General features: G+C 67.1%; 19 protein-coding genes. 18 read left to right on the top strand and 1 reads right to left on the bottom strand.

Annotated features, from left to right (window positions below; translation table 11 throughout):
* Positions 1-221: 221 nt before the first annotated feature.
* The 6 genes from ACZ50Q_RS19690 (at position 222) to ACZ50Q_RS19665 (ending at position 5,095) form a co-directional block, all read left to right on the top strand.
* Positions 222-770, top strand: a complete 549-nt coding sequence (locus ACZ50Q_RS19690; RefSeq protein ID WP_464079349.1) for a MarR family winged helix-turn-helix transcriptional regulator — start codon at positions 222-224, stop codon at positions 768-770.
* Positions 767-1,327 carry a diaminobutyrate acetyltransferase gene (ectA, locus tag ACZ50Q_RS19685; protein ID WP_076519885.1) on the top strand — a complete coding sequence of 187 codons (561 nt, stop codon included), beginning with the start codon at positions 767-769 and terminating at the stop codon, positions 1,325-1,327. The genes ACZ50Q_RS19690 and ectA overlap by 4 nt, the downstream gene beginning before the upstream one ends.
* A gap of 125 nt (positions 1,328-1,452) precedes the next feature.
* Entirely contained in the window at positions 1,453-2,760 is a 1,308-nt protein-coding gene (gene ectB / locus ACZ50Q_RS19680) for a diaminobutyrate--2-oxoglutarate transaminase (RefSeq protein WP_076519886.1), read from the top strand.
* A complete protein-coding gene (locus ACZ50Q_RS19675) occupies positions 2,757-3,155 on the top strand; it encodes an ectoine synthase (RefSeq protein ID WP_076519887.1) in 399 nt (132 codons plus the stop codon). The genes ectB and ACZ50Q_RS19675 overlap by 4 nt, the downstream gene beginning before the upstream one ends.
* Before the next feature lie 15 nt (positions 3,156-3,170).
* A complete protein-coding gene (gene thpD / locus ACZ50Q_RS19670) occupies positions 3,171-4,097 on the top strand; it encodes an ectoine hydroxylase (RefSeq protein ID WP_092582252.1) in 927 nt (308 codons plus the stop codon).
* A gap of 125 nt (positions 4,098-4,222) precedes the next feature.
* On the top strand, positions 4,223-5,095 hold the full coding sequence (locus tag ACZ50Q_RS19665) for an MOSC domain-containing protein (protein ID WP_464079348.1): 873 nt from the start codon (positions 4,223-4,225) through the stop codon (positions 5,093-5,095).
* Between the two features lie 19 nt (positions 5,096-5,114).
* Here the strand turns inward: ACZ50Q_RS19665 and sugE are convergent, their stop codons facing one another.
* Positions 5,115-5,432: a quaternary ammonium compound efflux SMR transporter SugE gene (gene sugE, locus ACZ50Q_RS19660; RefSeq protein WP_076519890.1), complete on the bottom strand. Its 318-nt coding sequence runs from the start codon at positions 5,430-5,432 to the stop codon at positions 5,115-5,117.
* A 208-nt stretch (positions 5,433-5,640) separates the two neighbouring features.
* Here sugE and panD point away from each other — a divergent pair, with 208 nt between their 5' ends.
* The 12 genes from panD (at position 5,641) to ACZ50Q_RS19600 (ending at position 19,070) form a co-directional block, all read left to right on the top strand.
* Complete coding sequence (gene panD / locus ACZ50Q_RS19655) at positions 5,641-6,009, top strand: aspartate 1-decarboxylase (RefSeq protein WP_050446262.1); 369 nt, start codon at positions 5,641-5,643, stop codon at positions 6,007-6,009.
* Between the two features lie 69 nt (positions 6,010-6,078).
* Positions 6,079-7,125, top strand: coding sequence for a CDP-6-deoxy-delta-3,4-glucoseen reductase (locus ACZ50Q_RS19650; RefSeq protein WP_464079347.1), 1,047 nt, complete (start codon positions 6,079-6,081; stop codon positions 7,123-7,125).
* Between the two features lie 126 nt (positions 7,126-7,251).
* Positions 7,252-8,508 carry a D-amino acid dehydrogenase gene (locus ACZ50Q_RS19645; RefSeq protein WP_464079346.1) on the top strand — a complete coding sequence of 419 codons (1,257 nt, stop codon included), beginning with the start codon at positions 7,252-7,254 and terminating at the stop codon, positions 8,506-8,508.
* A gap of 4 nt (positions 8,509-8,512) precedes the next feature.
* Positions 8,513-9,853 (top strand): extracellular solute-binding protein, encoded by a 1,341-nt coding sequence (locus ACZ50Q_RS19640; protein WP_092582248.1) that lies wholly within the window; start codon positions 8,513-8,515, stop codon positions 9,851-9,853.
* A 228-nt stretch (positions 9,854-10,081) separates the two neighbouring features.
* A complete protein-coding gene (locus ACZ50Q_RS19635) occupies positions 10,082-11,008 on the top strand; it encodes a TrbG/VirB9 family P-type conjugative transfer protein (protein WP_464079345.1) in 927 nt (308 codons plus the stop codon).
* Positions 11,005-12,594, top strand: a complete 1,590-nt coding sequence (locus tag ACZ50Q_RS19630; RefSeq protein ID WP_464079344.1) for a hypothetical protein — start codon at positions 11,005-11,007, stop codon at positions 12,592-12,594. Before ACZ50Q_RS19635 ends, ACZ50Q_RS19630 begins: the two co-directional genes overlap by 4 nt.
* A gap of 2 nt (positions 12,595-12,596) precedes the next feature.
* Positions 12,597-13,934, top strand: coding sequence for a hypothetical protein (locus tag ACZ50Q_RS19625; RefSeq protein ID WP_464079343.1), 1,338 nt, complete (start codon positions 12,597-12,599; stop codon positions 13,932-13,934).
* On the top strand, positions 13,921-14,436 hold the full coding sequence (locus ACZ50Q_RS19620; RefSeq protein WP_464079342.1) for a hypothetical protein: 516 nt from the start codon (positions 13,921-13,923) through the stop codon (positions 14,434-14,436). Before ACZ50Q_RS19625 ends, ACZ50Q_RS19620 begins: the two co-directional genes overlap by 14 nt.
* Complete coding sequence (locus tag ACZ50Q_RS19615; protein WP_464079341.1) at positions 14,433-16,184, top strand: ATPase, T2SS/T4P/T4SS family; 1,752 nt, start codon at positions 14,433-14,435, stop codon at positions 16,182-16,184. Before ACZ50Q_RS19620 ends, ACZ50Q_RS19615 begins: the two co-directional genes overlap by 4 nt.
* Entirely contained in the window at positions 16,177-17,313 is a 1,137-nt protein-coding gene (locus ACZ50Q_RS19610; protein WP_464079340.1) for a hypothetical protein, read from the top strand. Before ACZ50Q_RS19615 ends, ACZ50Q_RS19610 begins: the two co-directional genes overlap by 8 nt.
* 63 nt (positions 17,314-17,376) lie before the next feature.
* Positions 17,377-17,994: a type 4 pilus major pilin gene (locus ACZ50Q_RS19605; RefSeq protein WP_092582244.1), complete on the top strand. Its 618-nt coding sequence runs from the start codon at positions 17,377-17,379 to the stop codon at positions 17,992-17,994.
* Positions 17,991-19,070 carry a prepilin gene (locus ACZ50Q_RS19600; protein ID WP_464079339.1) on the top strand — a complete coding sequence of 360 codons (1,080 nt, stop codon included), beginning with the start codon at positions 17,991-17,993 and terminating at the stop codon, positions 19,068-19,070. The genes ACZ50Q_RS19605 and ACZ50Q_RS19600 overlap by 4 nt, the downstream gene beginning before the upstream one ends.
* Positions 19,071-19,124: the final 54 nt, after the last annotated feature.

Raw genomic sequence — 19,124 nt, 5'->3', positions numbered from 1 at the left:
ATATGTTTTTTATAGGGGCTTCCCCGTGCTGCGCTGCGTCCGGCCCCCGGTCGCGGCAGCCCGACACCCCCCCGGCACCCCATAAGTGCGGCCATACTGCAGCGATCCTCGGCAAATCCGCGTTCATTTATTTACATCGTGCGGCGCCTTTTTGTTTGACTCGAATTAATCGGGCGCATATCATTCGTGTTGAAATTATTTTGTCCGAACCACCCGCAACCATGACTGACGCCGCGAAAACCGAAACCTCACAGCAGTACGACCTGCGCATTTTGCGAGCCCTGCGCCGCATCACGCGTTCGATCGCCCTGCATTCGCGCCAGTTGTCCGCGGTCAGCCACATCACCGCGCCGCAATTGATGTGCCTGCGCACGGTGATCGCCAACGGGCCCATGACGGCCACGGCGATCAGCCGCGAGATGCACGTCAGTCCCAGCACCGTGGTCGGCATCCTGGATCGCCTTGAAGACAAGGCCTTGATCCGCCGCGAGCGCGGTCGTGAAGACCGCCGCATCGTGTTCGTCACCGCCACCGAGGCGGGACGTGAATTGGCGCAAGGCGCGCCGTCGCCGCTGCAAAAGCACCTGGCCGACGCGCTCAACGCCTTGCCGGAATTGGAACAGGCCACCATCACCCTGTCCCTGGAGCGCATCGTGGCGCTCATGGAACAGGATGGTCAGGCCGCAGTCGACACGCATGGCGACGTGTCGTCGCCCATCCTTGAAGTGCCCACGGGCGGGGCACCACCAGAATCGGGAATCGTTGCATGAAGAAAAACGAACTGGACACCCCCACACTCTCAAGTGCCGTGGCGCCGGCAGTCAGCGCGCAGACCCACACCATGCGTCTGCCCGACCGCAAAGACGGCGCCGCCATCCACCGCCTCATTTCCGAGTGCCCGCCACTCGACCTGAATTCCCTCTACGCGTACCTGCTCCTGTGCGAGCACTTTCGCGACACCTGCGTCCTGGCTGAAAGCGCCGGGGGACGCATCAATGGTTTTATTTCCGCTTATGTGGACCCGTCCCGTCCAGACGTCCTGTTCGTCTGGCAGGTTGCGGTGCACGCCCGCGCTCGCGGCCATCGCCTTGGCCGCGCCATGCTCCGGGAACTCTTGCAGCGCAAGAACCTGGCGCATGTCCGCTATCTTGAAACCACGGTGGGGCCTGACAACCAGGCTTCGCGCCGCACCTTCGCCGGCCTGGCCGCCGAGGTGGGCGCCCACGTCTCCGAGCAGCCGTTCTTCGACCGGCAACTCTTCGGCGGCGCGGATCACGACGACGAGATGCTGTTGAGGATAGGTCCGTTCACTTTGCCGTCCCCCTAGGGACGCAGCAAGCCGGTCGGGCTTATCGATTTACCGGGATGGTTCACACCGTCCGGATGCGCCTGCCGCACCCGGAGGGGAGCTGGCCGTCTGTCAATTTATGAGATGAAAAGGGAGGATTAATCATGGACTTGAAGATCTTTGACCGTATGGAGTCTGAAGTGCGGGGCTACATTCGGTCGTTTCCCGTGATATTCAATCAGGCCCGGGGCTCGACGCTCATCGATGAGGATGGCGCCGAATACATCGACTTCTTCAGCGGCGCAGGCACGCTGAACTACGGCCACAACAATCCTGTTCTCAAGGAAAAGCTGCTGGAGTATGTGCAGGCGGACGGCGTCGTCCATGGCCTGGACATGGCCACCAGCGCGAAGAAGCGTTTCCTTGAGACGGTGGATCGCGTGCTGCTCAAGCCGCGCAACTGGCAGTACACGCTGCAATTCACCGGCCCGACTGGCACCAACGCCGTCGAAGCCGCGCTGAAGATCGCGCGCCAGGTCAAGGGCCGTCCCAATGTGATCTCGTTCACGCACGGTTTTCACGGCGTCACCGGCGGCTCGCTGGCCGCCACGGCCAACATGAAGTTTCGCGACGCCGCCGGCTACGCGCTGGGCAACACGACGTTCATGCCCTACGACGGATACTTCGGTCCGGACGTGGACACCATGTCGTACCTGGAACGCATGCTGGAAGATCCGAGCAGCGGCCTGGACAAGCCGGCCGCCGTCATCGTGGAAACGGTGCAGGGCGAAGGCGGCGTCAACGTGGCCACGCTGCGCTGGTTGAAAGAGCTGGAAAAGCTGTGCAAGCGGCACGACATGCTGCTGATCGTGGACGACATCCAGGTCGGCTGCGGCCGCACCGGCACGTTCTTCAGCTTCGAGGCCGCCGGCATCCGTCCCGACATCATCACGCTGTCGAAGTCGCTCTCCGGCTTCGGCCTGCCGATGTCCCTGGTGCTGATGAAGCCCGAGCTGGACATCTGGAAACCGGGCGCCCACAGCGGCACGTTCCGCGGCAACAACCTTGCCTTCGTCACCGCGACCCAGGCGCTGGAAACCTACTGGACCAACACCGCGTTCACCGCCGACATCCAGCGCAAGGAGCGCCTGGTGGGCGACTGGCTCGAGAACCTGGTGCACAGCTATCCCAACGCCGGCCTGTCGGCGCGCGGCCGCGGCCTGATCCAGGGCCTGGTGTCCAACACCACCCCGGCGCTGTCCAACCGCATTGCCCAATGCGCGTTCAAGAAGGGCGTCGTGATCGAAACCTCGGGCGCGCATGACGAAGTGCTCAAGCTGCTGCCCGCGCTGACGATCGAGGAAGACCTGCTGGCCAAGGGCCTGGATCTGATCGAGGCCAGCGTGGCCGAAGCGCTGGCCGATGAGGGGCAGTCTGCCCGCATCCTGAAATTTGGAGGAAAACGTCAATGATCGTACGCAATGTCAAAGATGTGATCGGCACCGCCGACGAAGTCCGCACCGACACCTGGGTCAGCCGCCGCGTGCTGCTCAAGAAGGATGGCATGGGCTTTTCTTTCCATGAGACCACCATTTTTCCGGGCGGCCGCACGCACATCCACTACAAGAACCACCTTGAAGCGGTGTGGTGCATCGAGGGCGACGGTTCGATCGAGACCATTGCCGACGGCAAAAAGTATGAACTGGGCCCCGGCGTGGTCTACGCGCTGAACGAACACGACGAGCACTGGCTGTGCGGCGGCAAGGAGCCGCTGCGCGTCATCTGCGTCTTCAATCCGCCGCTGACCGGCCAGGAAGTGCACGACGAGCATGGTGTCTACGCGCTACCCGATGCCGTCGCGGCCTGAAAATAGGAGGTTCGCATGATCTCACCCGCGAAGGATCCGTACGCCTCCCGTACGGATCGTGGTTCCGCCATCATTTCCCGCCAGGATCCCGTCGTCTATGAAGACGGCAAGTACGCCAGCGCGCTGTCCGACGAGCAGGTCGGCCAGTATGACCGCGACGGCTTCCTGCTGCTGGAAAACCTGTTCTCGGAAGCCGAAGTGCGCGCCCTGTCGGCCGAGGTCGAGCGCATGACGCGTGATCCGTCGATCGTGCGCCGCGAAGAGGCCATCACCGAGCCGGGCAGCAACGCCGTGCGTTCCATCTTCATGGTGCACGTGCTCAACCCCATGCTGGCCCGCCTGGTGCGCGATCCGCGCCTGGTCAACGTGGCGCGCCAGATCCTCGGTTCCGAGGTCTACATCCACCAGTCGCGCGCCAACATGAAGCCGGGCTTCAAGGGCAAGGAGTTCTACTGGCATTCGGACTTCGAGACCTGGCACGTCGAGGACGGCATGCCCTCGATGCGCGCGCTCAGCTGCTCGGTGCTGCTGACCGACAACAACGAGTGCAATGGCCCCCTGATGCTGGTGCCGGGCTCGCACCGCCAGTTCATCTCGTGCGTCGGCGAGACGCCGAACGAGCACTACAAGCAATCGCTGAAGAAGCAGGAATACGGCGTGCCGGATCCTGTCAGCCTGCAACTGCTGGTGGAGCAGGGCGGCATTCGCACGATGACGGCCAAGGCCGGCTCCGTGGTGTTCTTCGACTGCAACACGATGCATGGTTCGAACAGCAACATTTCGCCGTGGCCGCGCGCCAATGTCTTCATGGTCTACAACAGCATGGAGAACACCCTGAACCCGCCCAAGTATGGGCTGACCCCGCGTCCCGAGCACATCGCGACGCGCAAGGGATTCAAGGCGGTCACGCCGCTGGATGCGTTGAAGCTGGTTGGCGGTTGAGCATCCGCCGTCCACACCTGGCCCGGGCCCGTCCCGGGCCTTTTTTTTGTCTCTTGCCGGCGGCCCGGCGCGCCGCATTTCTTGTATTCTCTGCGGCATTCGCAACCCGTTGAGCCATCGCCGCCATGTCTGCCCGTATCCTCAGCCTGCACATCTATCCCGTCAAATCCTGCGCGGGCATCGACCTGACCGAATCTCCCATCGACCGCGCGGGCCTGGCGCATGACCGGCGCTGGATGGTCGTGGATGACAGCGGCCAGTTCATGACGCAGCGGCAATGGCCGGCCATGGCGCTGATCCGCACGGCGCTCTCGGCGGACGCGCTGCGCCTGTCGGCCCCGGGCATGGCGGACCTGGAGGTCGCCCTGGACGGATCGGGACTGGAAGGCGAGGCGCAAACGGTGGGCGTGTGGAGCGACACCATTTCCGCCCGGCGCGAAGGCGCGGCCGCAGAACGGTGGCTGTCCGAATTCCTCAAGACGCCGTGCCGCCTGCTCAAGGTGGATGCCGCTGCGCGCCGCAACGCCAAGCCCGACTGGGTATCGCGTTGGGCCGACGCGCATCCCGATCTGGCCGATGCCTTCGTGGGGGAACACCACTTCGGTTTTGCCGACGGTTTTCCGCTCCTGATCGCCAACCAAGCCTCGCTGGACGACCTGAACGCCCGCCTGCAGGCCAAAGGGGCGGCCCCGGTGCCGATGGACCGGTTCCGTCCCAACATCGTGGTCCAGGGCGAATGGGAGGCCTTCGAGGAAGACCACACGGCCATGATCACGGCGGGGGGCGTACGGATGGCGTTCGTCAAGCCCTGCACCCGTTGTTCGATTCCCGACATCGACCAGCGCACGGCCCAGCAATATGAAGAGCCGGGCCGCACGCTGGCGGGTTACCGCAATCTGGATATCGGCGTCGTGTTCGGCCAGAACGCCATCGTGGATGCGCCGGCCGGCGCGCGGCTGAAAGTGGGCGACGTGGTCGACATCGAACTGGATTTCTGACGCGCCGGGGGGCGCCGCGTCACGGCGAGGACAGCTTCAGGCCAACCAGGCCCAGCACGATGAAGGCAACGCTGGCAATGCGCAGCCAGCTTGCCGACTCGCCGAAGAGCACGATGCCCGCCACGAAAGCGCCGATCGTGCCGATGCCCACCCACACCGCATAGGCGGTGCCCAGCGGCAGGCTTTTCATGGCCAGGGCCAGCAGCCAGAAGCTGATGAGCATGCCGGCCACGGTCACGACGGACGGCCACAGGCGGGTAAATCCGTTGGTGTATTTCAGGCCGACCGCCCAGACGATTTCAAAGAGGCCAGCCAATACCAGGATTATCCAGGTCATGCACGACTCCCAAGATTGCGATGCCGGCGAGATGCCGACATAAATGGGGTCGTCCCCGGAAAAGGCGCCGGCCGTTTGACCGGGCGCAGCAACGGGCCGTCCCGTTGCGGCAAAAATTATAGAATACCGGCTTTCGACGGCAGATCCGGATGCCGGGCATCAACCTAGCAACACTTCGCGTTCCGGGCCGCGAAACCAGGATATTTTTATGCAACGCATCATGCTGCGGGCAAAGCTGCACCGCGTCACGGTCACGGAAGCCGACCTTCACTACGAAGGATCTTGCGGCATCGACGAAGACCTCCTCGACGCTGCCGGCATGCGCGAGTTCGAACGCATCGAGCTCTACAACGTGACGAATGGCGAACGCTTCGACACTTACATCATCAAGGCTGCGCGCGGCAGCGGCGCCATCTCGCTGAACGGCGCGGCGGCGCGCCGGGCCCAGGTGGGCGATCTGCTGATCATCTGCACGTACGGCCCCATGTCCGAAGAAGATTCGGCCACGCACAAGCCCCAGGTGGTGCTGGTCGACGACGCCAACCGCGTCAAGGAAATCCGCAAGTTCCCGGCGTGACGCCGGGCCGGGCGAAGCGCCATGCCGGCTCGGCCGGATAGCGCTTCGTCGCCTCTGAACCGTTTCATCATGAGCTTCCAGGTCATCATCCAACCCAGCAAGCATCAATTCCCGGTCGAGCCCGGCCAGACCGTGCTCGACGCCGCGCTGGCGGCGGGCATCGTCCTGCCCTATAGCTGTCGCAATGGCGCATGCTCCACCTGCAAGGGCAAAGTGGTGTCCGGGGAGTTCGACGCCGGCCAGTACCCCGCGCAGATCCTGTCGCCGGAAGAACTGGCCGACGGCTTCACCCTGTTCTGCCAGGCCCGGCCCCAGTCCGACCTGGTGGTCGAGTCCACCGAGGTCCGGCTGGCGAGCGACATCCAGATCCGCAAGCTGCCGTCGCGCGTCCAGACCATGGAGCGCGTCGCGCCGGATGTCACGGTGCTCAAGCTGCAACTGCCGGCCTCCGAGCAGTTCCGCTACTACGCGGGGCAGTACGTCGAAATCATCCTGAAGGACGGCCGCCGCCGCAGCTACTCGATGGCGGGCGCTCCGCACACCGGCAGCCCGCTTGAACTGCACATTCGCCACATGCCCGGGGGCCTGTTTACCGACCACGTGTTCGGCGCCGGCGACACGCAGATGAAGGAACGCGAGATCCTGCGCCTGGAAGGGCCGTTCGGATCGTTCTTCCTGCGCGAAGACAGCGACAAGCCCATCGTCCTCTTGGCCAGCGGGACGGGCTTCGCGCCGGTCAAGGCCATCGTGGAACACATGATCCACAAGAACATCAGCCGCCCCGTCGCGCTGTACTGGGGCGGGCGCCGTCCGCAAGACCTCTACATGGACGCGCTGGCGCAGTCCTGGGCGGCCCAGCTTCCGGACTTCCGCTACGTGCCCGTGGTGTCCAACGCGCTGCAGGAAGACAACTGGACTGGCCGCACCGGCTTCGTCCACGAAGCCGTCATGCAGGACATCGCCGACCTGTCCGGCCACCAGGTCTATGCCTGCGGCACGCCCTTGATGGTCGATGCGGCGCGCCGCGAGTTCAGCGCGCAGAACGGCCTGCCGCCGGAAGAGTTCTACGCGGACGCCTTCACGTCCGAGGCCGATCTGGCGAAGGCCGGGTCGTAAGTCGTATGTTTTTTTATTACTTAGGCGGCTGCAAAACGGCAAGGTAAACTGCTTTGGCAGCGGCTTGCCGGGCTGCGCGGACATCGGGTCCGCCCCCAGAACCGGCATGCAAGGAGCGATGCGGGCATGAAAGTAGCGGTATTGGGTAGCGGCATTATCGGCATCTCCAGCGCCTGGTGGCTAAGCCAGGCCGGTCATGACGTCGTGGTCATAGACCGCTGCACCGGTCCCGCGCAGGAAACCAGCCTCGCCAATGGCGCGCAGATTTCCGTCTCCTATGCCGAGCCCTGGGCCAATCCCCAGGCGCCGCTCAAGCTGCTCAAGTGGATGTTCCGCGACGACGCGCCGCTGCTGTTCCGTCCGCAACTGGACTGGCGGCAATGGATGTGGGGCCTGGCATTCCTGCGCGAATGCATGCCCGGCCGGCTTGCCCCCAATATCCGCGCCATGGTGCGCATGGCGGAGTACAGCCGCGCTACCTTGCGCGGCATGCGCGCCGAGCTCGGCATCCAGTACGACCACCTTGAACGCGGCATCCTGAATTTCTATCGCGATCCCCACGAATTCGAAAACTCGCAGCGCGCCGCCGGCCTGATGCGCGACTTCGGCGTCGAGCGCCGCGTCGTGACCGCCGACGAAGTCGTGGCCATCGAGCCCGCGCTGGCGCCGCATCGCGCCACGATCGTCGGAGGCGATTACACGCCCGAGGACGAAAGCGGGGACGTGCACCTATTTACCGTCGCGCTGGCCCAGCACTGCGAGCGTGCCGGGGTCGAGTTCCGCTACAGCACGCGCGCGACCCGGCTGCTCACGCAGGGCGGGGCCGTCACGGGCGTGGAACTCATTCAGCCCGACGGCCGCTACACCAGCCTGTCGGCCGACGCCTACGTCGTGGCCATGGGCAGCTTCAGCCCGGCGATGCTGCGTCCGCTGGGCATTCCGTGCAACGTGTATCCGGCCAAGGGTTATTCGGCCACGTTCCCGGTCCTGAATCCGGATGCGACCCCGACCGTCAGCCTCACCGACAGCAGCCATAAGGTCGTTTTCTCGCGCCTGGGCGACCGGCTGCGCATGGCGGGCACGGCGGAACTGTCCGGCTATTCCCGCAGTCTCAATTCTGGTCGTTGCGAAGCCATGACTCGCCTCGCCAGATCGCTCTTTCCCGACGCGCTCGATTTCGAGCGCGTCAGCTATTGGGCGGGCTTGCGCCCGTCCACTCCCTCGAACGTGCCCATCATCGGCCGCAGCCGCATTCCGAATTTGTATATCAATACAGGACACGGTACGCTTGGCTGGACGATGGGTGTTGGCTCGGGCCGGGCATTGGCCGATCTGCTCAGTGGACGGCGGCCAGAACCGGAATTCCCTTTTCTTGGTCTGTGAACCTATGAAGAAACTGCAATTGGCGGGCGTTGCCCGCGCGATGTTCGCCAGCCGGCGAGCATGGGTGTTCGGCGCCGCGATGGCGATGGCAGGCGTGGCAAACGCCGCACCCGTCGAAATCCAGGTCTGGCACACCCTGACCGACGCAAACAAGGCCGAGTTCGAAAAGCTCGCCAAGCAATACAACAAGGAACAGGACGACGTCCGGGTGACGCTGCGCGGTTTCGCGACGCCGGGCGCCCTGGAACAAGAGGCCGTGTCTGCGGTGAAGGCCAAGAAGGGCCCGAACCTGCTGCAACTGTCCGACAACCACTCGCCGGAAGTCGTGGCGCAGCACAAGGCGGTCCTCCCGCTGTATGAACTGCTGGCCAAATACCCGATCAAGGACCTGAACTGGTTCATCCCGGCCACCAGCAGCTTCACGCGCGACAGCAAGGGCCGCATCCTGGCCTTCCCCTGGATGGCCGAAGTCCCGGTGATGTTCTACAACACCGCGGCCTACAAGAAGGCCGGCCTCGATCCCAACAAGCCGGCCCGCACCTGGACCGCCTTGCAGGCCGATCTCCTGAAGCTGCGCGACGTGGCCGACATCGATTGCCCCTACGCGTCCAGCGACCAGGTCTCGGTCCACCTCGAAAATCTGGCGCCCATCAACAACCAGCAGTTCACCAGCAACAACAACGGCCTGGACGCGGCTTCCAAGAAGTCCGTCGCGCCCGCCATGCAGTTCGATACGCTGTACATGCGCCACATCTCGATGATGGTGAGCTGGAAGCGGTCGCTGCTGTTCATGGCGCACTCGGGCGACAACGCCAGCGACAAGCTGTTCGCCAAGGGCGAATGCGCGGTGCTGACGTCCAACTCGGGCGCGTTCGGCCAGTTCCTGGCCACCAAGTCGCTGTCCTTCGGCGTGGCTCCCTTGCCCTACTACGAGCAGGCCACCAAGGAAGGCGGCAAGCCCTTCGTGAGCGGTTCGGCCCTGTGGGCGCTGCAAGGCCATCCCCAGGCGCAGGAAAAAGCCACGGCGCAGTTCCTGGCGTGGCTGTCCAAGCCGGTCGTCGCCGCTGAATGGCATCAGCGCACGGGCTACCTGCCGCTGACGGAAGCCGCCTTCCGCGCGTCCGACGTGTCGTTCTACAGCCGCATTCCGGGCGCGCAGACGCTGATCGCCTCGATGAGCGCCAAGCCCGTGGCCAACAGCCGCGGCTTCCGCATGGCCAACTACGAGCGCATCGAGCCCGTGCTGAACAAGGAGCTCACCGATGCCTTCGAAGGCAAGGTGCCGCCCGTCGCCGCGCTGAACAACGCCGCCTCGCAGGCGCGCAGCATCGCCGCGCAGCGCTGAACGCCGCACGCGGCGCCGCTTTCGCGCGCGCCGCGTGACGCAGAGAAATCGCCCGGTCTTCGGACCGGGCTTTTTTTCGCCTGCCGATCCGTCGATGCGTTGATGCGTCGTCGGCCGGGTGGATGAATCCATCCATGCGTACATGCCAGTCTGGCGGCGCCTCGGGCGCTCGGCCAACATGCCGCTCATGCGTGTCGCTTCCGATGCGCCTTTTGCTCGCGGTGAGGCATGGTACGAATCTTCTTCCTGGCGGCCGGGCTGTCCTGTCTCGGCGCATGCTCGTGGTCGGGCCCCGGCCCGGGCGCACCCTCCTGGCAGGCGGCCCGTCCGTCGGCGCAAGGCTTCCGCTTTGATTGGCAGCTATCCGGCGATCCCGCCGTCGCGCCCCTGCAGGTCTTCGACGATGGGCGCGAGACCTGGCTGCAGTTCCTGCCCGGTCAGCCGCTGCCGGCCATCTTTGGCCTCGGCGCCGACGGCGAACACGCCTTGCCGTACGTGCGGCGCGACCCCTACGTCGTGGTCGCTGGCGCGTGGAAAGGGCTGGCGTTTCGCGGCGGGCGGCTGACCGCCAGGGCGCTGCGCGCGACGTCTCTGGCGGCCGTTTCGGCGCAGGGCCCGCAGACCGGCGCCGCATTGCCGGCGCCTGCCGCAGCCGACCCGACGCACCCGCAGACGGATCTGGCGGCGGCTGCCGCGCTTGCGGCAGAGTCGCCGGCCGCCACGGACAAGGACGCCACGCAGAAGGACGCCGCAGTCAAGGACGCCGCCGTCAAGGACGCCGCCGTCAACGAGGCTGCGGTCAACGAAGCCACAGTCAAAGAGGCCGCATCCAGGCACGCGCCCGATGCCGCGCAGGCATCCCTGTTCCGCGCGGCGCCGCCCGACGCCACGTTGCGGGCGGTGCTCGCGCGCTGGGCCGATGCGGCAGGCTGGACGTTCCAGCCCCAGCACTGGGCCGTGGACGTCGACATTCCACTGGCCGCCACCGCTGAATTCTCCGGCGACTTCAAGACTGCGGTGCGCGGACTGCTGGGCGCCACGGAACTGGCCGACCGGCCCCTGCAGCCCTGTTTCTACGGCAATCGCGTGCTGCGCGTCGTGCCGCTGGCACAGTCCTGCTCGCGCGCGGCAACGCCGCAAGGAGCCGCGGCATGAGCCCCAGACTGCTAGCGTTCGCCACGTTGTCCGGCATACTGGCCGGCTGCTCGGTCACCGGGCAGGTCTCGGACATGCATCGCATCGCCAAAGGCCGGCATGCCGACGTCGCCGCACGCCATCAGGCGTATGCCGACGGCCTGTCCGATCGCCAGGCGCGCCTTGCCGCGCAGGAAGTATCGACGCCCTGGCTCGCGGGCAAGCCGCAACCGCTGGCCCGCGAGGTCGTGCTGCCCCCGGCGCTGCGCGAAAACGTGCAGACCACGCTGATGCTGGCCGACGACGCCGACCTGTCCACGCTCGCCCAGCGCCTGACCGCCGCCACGGGCATCGCGGTGCGGGTGCGTCCCGACGCGTTGCTGCCGCAGGATCAGTTCCTGCCGCGGCTTGCCATCAGCGGGTCGATCGCCCTGGCCGCGCCGGCGCGCATCGAGGTGCGCGCAGATCCCCAGCCGCTCGCTGATCTGCTCGACGCGCTGGCCGCGCGCTTTTCGGTGTACTGGCGCTACGAACACAATGCGCTCGAGTTCTACCGGACCGAAACGCGCGTCTTCGACCTGCGGGCCCTGACGCTGGCCAGCAAGGTCGACGTGCGCCTGGGCCGGTCGGGCAGCGCGGAAGGCGAGGGCTTCGAAAGCACCTCCAACACCACGCTGTCGGCGGGCGAGCACAACGCGCTGGCCATCCTGCGCGCGAACATCCTGCCGTTCCTCACCCGGTCCGGCGTGATCGCCGAGTCCGTCGAAGGCGCGGCCGCGCTGGTCGTCACCGATACGCCGGACGCGCTGGACCGCGTCGCGCGCTATCTCGAACGCGAAAACAAGGCGCTGACCCGGCGCGTTCGCCTCGTCTTCGAAGAAATCACTCTCATCGCCAATAGCGAAGCCTCGGCCGGCATCGACTGGAACGCCCTGTATGCGGCCGCGGGCGCCACGGCGCGGCTCGCCGTGCCCGGCACGCCCGCCACCGGCGCCGGGCTGTTGCAGGCGGCGGCCGGCACGGGGCCGTTCCAGGGCTCGCAGGCCATCGTATCGGCGCTCAGCGCCATGGGGGCGGTCGTGCGGCACAGCAAGATTCCGGTCCTCACCCTGAACCGCCGTCCGGTCACCCATGCGGTCAGGACCACGTTTTCGTACATCGATCGGGTGCAGAGCACCGCCGTCCCGGGCATGACGTCCACGGGCGCGAACGGTTCGCTGCCCGCCGTATCCATCAGCCAGAAAGAGGAAACCGTCGGCTCGTTCCTGACGCTGGTGCCGGACATCCAGGAAGACGGACAGATCCTCTTGTCCATCGCCTATGACAACGCGGTCGCGCAACCCCTGAAGACCATCACCTTCGGAGAAAACGCCAACCAGGTCCAGGTGCAGCAGATCACCATCGACGGCAGCGGCACCGTGCAGCAGATCGAGCTGCGCCCGGGGCAGCCCATGATCGTCGCGGGCTTTGATCGCAAGCAGGACCAGCATGATCACCAACGGCTCGCGCCCGGCATGCCCCTGCTTGCCGGCGGCATGGACAGCGCCGCCTCCGAGCGCCTGACGACCCTGGTCCTCGTAACGGCCCAGGTCGAGGAAGGGTACTGAACGTGAACCGCGCTCCCCACTTCCTGCTGATCGAATGCCCAGGCTCGGAGCGGATGCTGGCGTTCGGCCTGCGCTGGTTCGCGCTGATCGGCTCCAACGTCCCCAGGCTGGCGCGTTCACGCGGGCGTCGCCTGCGGGCAACGCATTACGTGGTGGGCGGGTCCCCCGCGATGGTGGCCGGTTATGGGCGCGCGCGTCCTGGCCTGCGCCGGGGCCGTCGCGCGCAGGGCGGGGACGCGGCGCCTTTGCAGTCTGCCGCGCAGTTGTTTGCCTTGCTGTACCCGCAGGGCGGCCATAGCCTGGTCCGCTTGCCGGATGGGCGGCATTGGCTGGTGGCCGCGCAGGGCGGCGCGGTCCTGTCGCAGACGGACCGGGTGTTCGGTTCGTTCGACGACGCGCAGCAGGAACGGCTCGCGTTGATCGCGCAACGTCCTTCCTTGCAGGAGCACCCCGCCGACCAGGTCTGGACCGCGTTGGCGCAGGCCGTGGAACCGGGCGCGGCGTTGACGGCCTTGCCCTCGCGCTGGGCCGAACTGCCCGTCGCGTTGCGTCTCTTTCTTGCCTGCCTCGGGTTGGCCGCCGGGGCGCCCTTTGTGTGGAACGCCACCGTCAAGCCGCTCTGGCGCAAAGAGGCCGTCCGGCCCGAGCCGGTTCAGGTCCGGGACCCGGTGGTCGATGCGTACCACGCCATGCTGCGCGGTACGACCCTGCATCCGGCCGCGGGCCTCATGCGCCTGCTGGCCGGGGTGGCCGCGCTGCCCGTGCAGGTGCAGGGCTGGGCCTTGCGCCGCGCCCAGTGCGAAGCCGGACCCCTGCATTGGAACTGCACCGCCGTGTACGCCAGGGCCCATCCGCTCGCCACCAATGACGGTCTTTACGCCTTGCGCCCCGCCGGTTGGCAGGTGTTGTTCAAACCGCTCGAGGAAGCCACGCTGGCGTGGCAAGTGGCGTCGGCCCCGATCCGGCTGGCCGACATGACGCTGCCTACCGCTTTGCAGGTCGACACGCGGGTGGCCGGCGGGCTGCAAGGGCTGCGGCCGGCGTTCGCTTCCGTGACGTTGTCGCCGTCCACGCCGCTCGTGCCCCGGATGCCGGGCGTGCCGGCGGCGGGGCGTGCCTCTGGCACACAAGCCGGCGCAGCGGCGCCGGACATGCCCGCGATCCGGCGGCGCAGCCTCGTGCTGCACGGGCCTTTGCGCTCCATGGCGCTGATGCCCGGCCCCGTCTCCGCGGTCCGCTGGTCGCGCCTCGTGGTGGACGTGCAGCCGCAGGCGCGGCCGAGTCTGGCGGCCAGCGCGCTCGTCGCCGAATTGCAGGGAGATCTCTATGAAATGGACTAAACATCGCTTCGATCGCCGCCGCGTTGTCGGACGGACACTCTTCGGTCTCGTCATCGGGCTGACGTTGAACGCCGCGGCAGCCTCGCCGGCACCATCGCAGGCCGGGTCGGCCGCGGCAACGGACCCGCAGCCCTGGCCGGAAGCCGAAACCGTGCGCACGCTGTTGCGCGCGGATGCCGCCTCCGCGCTGGCGGCTTGTCGCGTGCCGGGCATCTGCGCCGCGGGCGACGCAGCCGACATGGCGTCCGAGCGGCCCGCGCCTGCGCGCTTGCGCGACGACATCCGGGTGGCCGCGATATTCGGCACGGCGCGCAGCCTAAACGTCGACATTGTCGTCAACGGGTCGCTGCTGCGTTACCGGGCGGGGCGCGCCGATCCCGTGGCGGGAAGCGCCGCGTTGGAGCCGTATCGGCTGCTGGCCATCGATGGCGCCTGCGTGCGCCTGCATCGAGACGGCCGCGACCAGACCGCATGCCTGGAAGCGCGAGGCCCGCGGCCATGACGACCCAAACCCAGCTTCCCGCCGGGGCGGGCGAGCGCGTCCCCGAGCTGCACACGCCCGAAGACGTCGCGAGCCTGGATCCGGCATTCGTCCGCGCGCTGGGCCGCCAGTTCGACCTGGCCTCGCTTGCCGGCCGGCTGTGCCCGGTCCTGCTCGAAGGCGGCGAGGCCGCGATCTTCGCCGTGAAGGAATACACCGTGGGCGACCAGATCGACGAGGTCGAACGCATGGTCAGGGCGGCGGGGTACCGCCTTGCGCAGCCCGCGCGCTACATGCTTCCCGCGCCGCTCCTGCTGATGATCGCGCGCGGCCAGTTCGTGCCGTCGGGACCGGGGCGCCTGGCCCGCGCCAATCAGGCCGAGCGCGCCTCGGCGCTGGCGGCCTTGTTTCTCGACATCGTCCGCTGGGGCGTCATGCAGGGCGCCAGCGATGTCCACATCAACGTCGACCAGCGGCGCGACACGGGAGAAATCCGCTACACCATTCACGGCGAATATGTCGGCACCGATCGGTTCGCCGGCCTGTCCAGCGCCACCTTGCTCGAAGTCCTGGCTGTGGCATGGATGGACGTGCGCGGCGGAAACGGCGCCGTGTTCGATCCGGCGGTCGAGCAACAGGGTCGTATTTCGCTGGACGTCGACTCGGCGCCCATCGTGTTGCGCTGGGCCTCGCTGGCCGCTGATGCGGGACCCTCGGTCTGCCTGCGCATCCTGCGCCTGGACGCCACCGTCAATGGCGACCTGCAGGCGCTGGGCTACCTGCCAGGGCAAGCCGAAACCCTGTTGCGGGCGCGCGAGCGCGAGGGCGGGGCGATCGTGCTGGCGGGCGTGGTCGGCTCAGGCAAGTCCACCACCATCGCCGCATTGATGCGCGGCATCGCGCCGACGCGCAAGGTCATCACGCTTGAAGACCCGGTGGAATACCACATCGGCAATGCGCTGCAGAACACGCTGTCGGGGGCGCTCGCGGATTCGGCCTGGCCCACGCTGGACGCCAAGCTCAAGACTATCAAGCGGTCCGCCATGAATGACCTGCTGATCGGCGAAATCCGCGACACCCAGACCGGCCGCGCCTTTATGGACCTCGCCAGTTCGGGCGTCAGCCTGTATGCGACGACGCACGCCGCTTCGGCCGCGATGATCCCCGAGCGGCTGGCTTCCGATGCGATCGGCGTCTCGCGCGAATTCCTCGCGTCGCCCGGCATCCTGAAGCTGCTCGTGTATCAGACGCTGCTGCCAAGGCTTTGCGAGGGCTGCGCCTTGCCGGTCGACAGCCTGTGGTCTCGCGGCGCCGCGCAGCAGGCGGGCGGATGGGACTGGCGCGGCTGGGTGCACGGCCTGCAAGCGGCGTTCGGCCTGGACGCCAATGCGCTCAAGGTCCGCAACGCGGCCGGCTGTTCCTATTGCCGGCGCCCTCACATGCCGGAACTCAACGGCACGTCGGGCCGCTGCGTCGCCGCCGAGATGATCGAACCCGAGCGGGCGCAGGGCTTTCTTGATCTGGTGCGACGGCGCGACAACCTGGGGCTGAAGCAGCAATTTCAGCCGGCAACGGGCACGGCCTGGCGCGACGCCGCCGCGCACGGCGTGCGGGCGCTCGATTGCGCCGTGTACCGGGTCAGTCTCGGCGATATCGATCCGCGCACGCTCTTGCGCAGATTCGAACTGCCCGTCGCGCCACGCATCGGTGCTTCTTTGAGCCACGCGGACCTACATGCGGCGGCGCCCGGGGGAGGCCGCCATGCCTGACCTCGCGCCGCATGCCTCCCCCTGGTTGCCGCGTTTCGGCGGCCAGCATCGGCTGCGCTGGGACGCGCTGCGCTTTCGCGCGCAGCGCGCCGACTACTACGACTACCTCGCCGACGTCGTCGAAGGCACGCAGGGGCGCAAGAGCCTGCGCGACATTTTCGAGGACGACGCGCGCCGCTACGGGCCTGACACGGTGCGCGGCCGTCTCTGCCAGCACTGGGCGGTCGCCTATCTCGACGCTGGCGGCGATCTGGGTGTGGCGTGGTCGGAAACGCTGCCGCACAACGAATGCCAGTTGCTGAGCTGCGTACAGGAAGAGGGCGGCGACCTGGCCGCGGCATTGCGGGATCTGGCCCGCGCCGTCAGGCTGGCGTCCGAGGCCTGGGGGGCATTGGTGTCGGCAGCCGCCACCGGCGTGGTCGCGGCCATCGTGGCCTTCGCCTTGCTGTGCGCCATCCCGTTCTTCAGCGTTCCCCGACTGCAGCAGGTTTTCCAGGTCGTGCCGGCCGAAGACTACGCGCCGCTGACCCGCGCGCTCTTCGCGCTGGCCAGCGGGCTGAAGCAATGGCTCGCGCTATGGGTTGTCCTGATCTTCGGCGCCGTCTTGCTGGTCCTGTGGTCGCTGGCCAATCTCACGGGCGATTTCCGTGCCGTGCTCGACCGCTGGCTGCTCTGGCGGCTGTACCGCGATTTTCAGGCGATCCGCTTCCTGTCGTTGCTTGCGGTGCTCATCAGGCAGCACGGCACGGCCGACACACGGTTGCGTCGCGCGCTGGCGGTGCAGGGGCGGGACGCGCCGCCGTGGCTGCACGCCCATCTGCAGGCCATGCTGAGCCGCATCGACGCGGGCGCCAGCGGCGCCGAAATATTCGGCACCGGGCTGCTGGACCCCGAAACCTGGTGGTACATGGCCGACATGATGGACGCATTGGGCGTGGAGCCCGGCCTGGCTCGCGTGCGCCTGCGCGTCGAGTCGCGGCTCCTGGCGCGGGTGCGGCGACAGGCGCTCGTGTTGCGCTGGTCATTGCTGATCTCGTCGCTCGCCACGGTGCTGGGCATCACGCTCTGGCATTACGCGGTGATAGACCAGCTACGCCAGGCATTGACGAATTTCTATGCCAGCCAGTAGGGCATCACGGGTTGGCGACAACGGCGCGGCTCGCGCTGCGCGCTTTATTCAAAGAGGGTAGTCATGAAAGAAATCGGGAAGTCTCGATTCGGCGCCGCGCGCCAGCAAGGGTTTTCGTTGATGGAAGTGTCCATCGTCACCGCCATCGTCCTGCTCATCGCCATCGTCGGCATCCCCGCCATCGGCGGTTACGTCATCGAGAACAAGGTGCCCAAAGTCGGCGAAGAACTGCAACGATTCATCGCCAGCATGAAGATCAATGCGCAGGGCGGCGGCGTGACGCCCTATGTCGGCCTCGATACCGGCGCCCTGGCCAACGCACTGCGCGATTCGACGGTGCTTGCCGTGCAGGGAACGGGCGCGGCGGCCAGCGTGGCGCACGGCCTGGGAGGCAGCGGAACCGGCGGCAGCGGCACCGTCGAGGTCGAGCCCGCGGCCGTCGATGGCGCGGGCATGGGCTCCGCGTTCACGCTCACCCTCACCAGCGTCAGCCATGCGGCATGCCCGGCGCTGGCTTCCGTGCTGCAGCGGGTGTCGGAAATCATCTCCATCACCGGGAGCAGCGGCGCCAAGGTCGTCAAGGACTCGATCGCCCAGCCCGCCACGCCTTATCGCGCCGCGCAGGCCCAGGCGCAGTGCAGCCAGGGCGACGTGAACACATTCGTGTTTACCGCAAGATGAGCGCGCCCCTGCGCAGCTCAGGCGTCCCGGGGCGCCACTGGTGCCGGGCCGGCAGCCCCGGGACCCAGCCGGGCTTTTCCCTGGTCGGGATGGTCGTGGCCCTGGCCATCACCACCGTAGTCGCCATTTGGGCCTCCAACGAAGTCGTCCACGGCATCGAGGCGTCCGCGGCGCGATCCACAGGCGTATGGATGACCCAGATTCGACTGGCGGTGGCCGGCGTGCTGTCGCGGCATGCTGACGCGCTGTCCAAGGGCGATGCGCCCGCGGACGGCCAGGGCCGGCCGTTGTTCGGGGACGCCTTGCGGCCCACCCTGGCCGAACTGCGCGGCCAGGGTCACCTGCCTGCCGATTTCCCCGACCAGTCGGCCCTGGGTTTCGGCGCCGATATCCGGATCTGGCGCGGTCCGACCTGTCCGGGCGAGCCGTGTCGCCTGGACGGCGTCGTCTATGCCGACAAGCCCTTGCTGAAAAAGGGGACGCAAGTTCCGGACCCTCTTGCCATGGCCGCCGTCCTCGAGGCGGCGGGGGGCTACGGCGGGGCGGTGTGGCCGCAAGCGCCCGCGCAGCTCCGGGGCGCCGCGTACAGTTTTCCCAATCCCCCGGCCGCCGGGGCGCCCACCTACGCACCCGGCACCCTGGCCTTGTGGGCGGGGGCGGGCAGCGGACAGCCCGATCTGAGCGGCTACGTCAAGCTGCGCGACACCCGCGACCCGGACCTGCAAGGCAAGCTGTCCGTGGCGGGCGATCTCGATGCGGGCGGCCACGTCACCGTGGGTGCGCGGGAGGTTCCCGGACATGCCTGCGGCGCGCAACCGGGGGCGCTGGCCACGTCCGCCGTCGGCCAACTGCTCTCCTGCGAGTCGGGCGCCTGGATGCAGGCGAGCGGGGGCTTCGGCGGCGCCTTCAGCATCAATTACCCCTTGGGCTGCTTTCATTACACGGGCGTCTCCACGGCCAATCCCCGCACGGGCCAATGCTCGTGCCCCGAAGGCTACGCAGGCGTCATTGTGTCGGCGGGCGGCAAATGGACGGAAACCGAAGGCTGGACCACCGGCTATGTCTGCGTCCGCTAAGCCTGCCCCAACCCGTTCCCGCGTATTCCCGCCAACCCTCTATAATTGGCGATT

The sequence above is a fragment of the Achromobacter sp. T5-5 genome (assembly GCF_055397965.1).
This window is presented reverse-complemented; position numbering and strand designations above follow the sequence as displayed.

Bases quoted from the DNA above. Each gene is read 5' to 3' on its own strand.
- ACZ50Q_RS19630 (WP_464079344.1), top strand. From the start codon at position 11,005: ATGAGCCCCAGACTGCTAGCGTTCGCCACGTTGTCCGGCATACTGGCC.
- thpD (WP_092582252.1), top strand. From the start codon at position 3,171: ATGATCTCACCCGCGAAGGATCCGTACGCCTCCCGTACGGATCGTGGT.
- ectA (WP_076519885.1), top strand. From the start codon at position 767: ATGAAGAAAAACGAACTGGACACCCCCACACTCTCAAGTGCCGTGGCG.
- sugE (WP_076519890.1), bottom strand. From the start codon at position 5,432: ATGACCTGGATAATCCTGGTATTGGCTGGCCTCTTTGAAATCGTCTGG.
- ACZ50Q_RS19675 (WP_076519887.1), top strand. From the start codon at position 2,757: ATGATCGTACGCAATGTCAAAGATGTGATCGGCACCGCCGACGAAGTC.
- ectB (WP_076519886.1), top strand. From the start codon at position 1,453: ATGGACTTGAAGATCTTTGACCGTATGGAGTCTGAAGTGCGGGGCTAC.
- ACZ50Q_RS19690 (WP_464079349.1), top strand. From the start codon at position 222: ATGACTGACGCCGCGAAAACCGAAACCTCACAGCAGTACGACCTGCGC.
- panD (WP_050446262.1), top strand. From the start codon at position 5,641: ATGCAACGCATCATGCTGCGGGCAAAGCTGCACCGCGTCACGGTCACG.
- ACZ50Q_RS19640 (WP_092582248.1), top strand. From the start codon at position 8,513: ATGAAGAAACTGCAATTGGCGGGCGTTGCCCGCGCGATGTTCGCCAGC.
- ACZ50Q_RS19610 (WP_464079340.1), top strand. From the start codon at position 16,177: ATGCCTGACCTCGCGCCGCATGCCTCCCCCTGGTTGCCGCGTTTCGGC.
- ACZ50Q_RS19665 (WP_464079348.1), top strand. From the start codon at position 4,223: ATGTCTGCCCGTATCCTCAGCCTGCACATCTATCCCGTCAAATCCTGC.
- ACZ50Q_RS19615 (WP_464079341.1), top strand. From the start codon at position 14,433: ATGACGACCCAAACCCAGCTTCCCGCCGGGGCGGGCGAGCGCGTCCCC.
- ACZ50Q_RS19600 (WP_464079339.1), top strand. From the start codon at position 17,991: ATGAGCGCGCCCCTGCGCAGCTCAGGCGTCCCGGGGCGCCACTGGTGC.
- ACZ50Q_RS19635 (WP_464079345.1), top strand. From the start codon at position 10,082: ATGGTACGAATCTTCTTCCTGGCGGCCGGGCTGTCCTGTCTCGGCGCA.
- ACZ50Q_RS19605 (WP_092582244.1), top strand. From the start codon at position 17,377: ATGAAAGAAATCGGGAAGTCTCGATTCGGCGCCGCGCGCCAGCAAGGG.
- ACZ50Q_RS19620 (WP_464079342.1), top strand. From the start codon at position 13,921: ATGAAATGGACTAAACATCGCTTCGATCGCCGCCGCGTTGTCGGACGG.
- ACZ50Q_RS19650 (WP_464079347.1), top strand. From the start codon at position 6,079: ATGAGCTTCCAGGTCATCATCCAACCCAGCAAGCATCAATTCCCGGTC.
- ACZ50Q_RS19645 (WP_464079346.1), top strand. From the start codon at position 7,252: ATGAAAGTAGCGGTATTGGGTAGCGGCATTATCGGCATCTCCAGCGCC.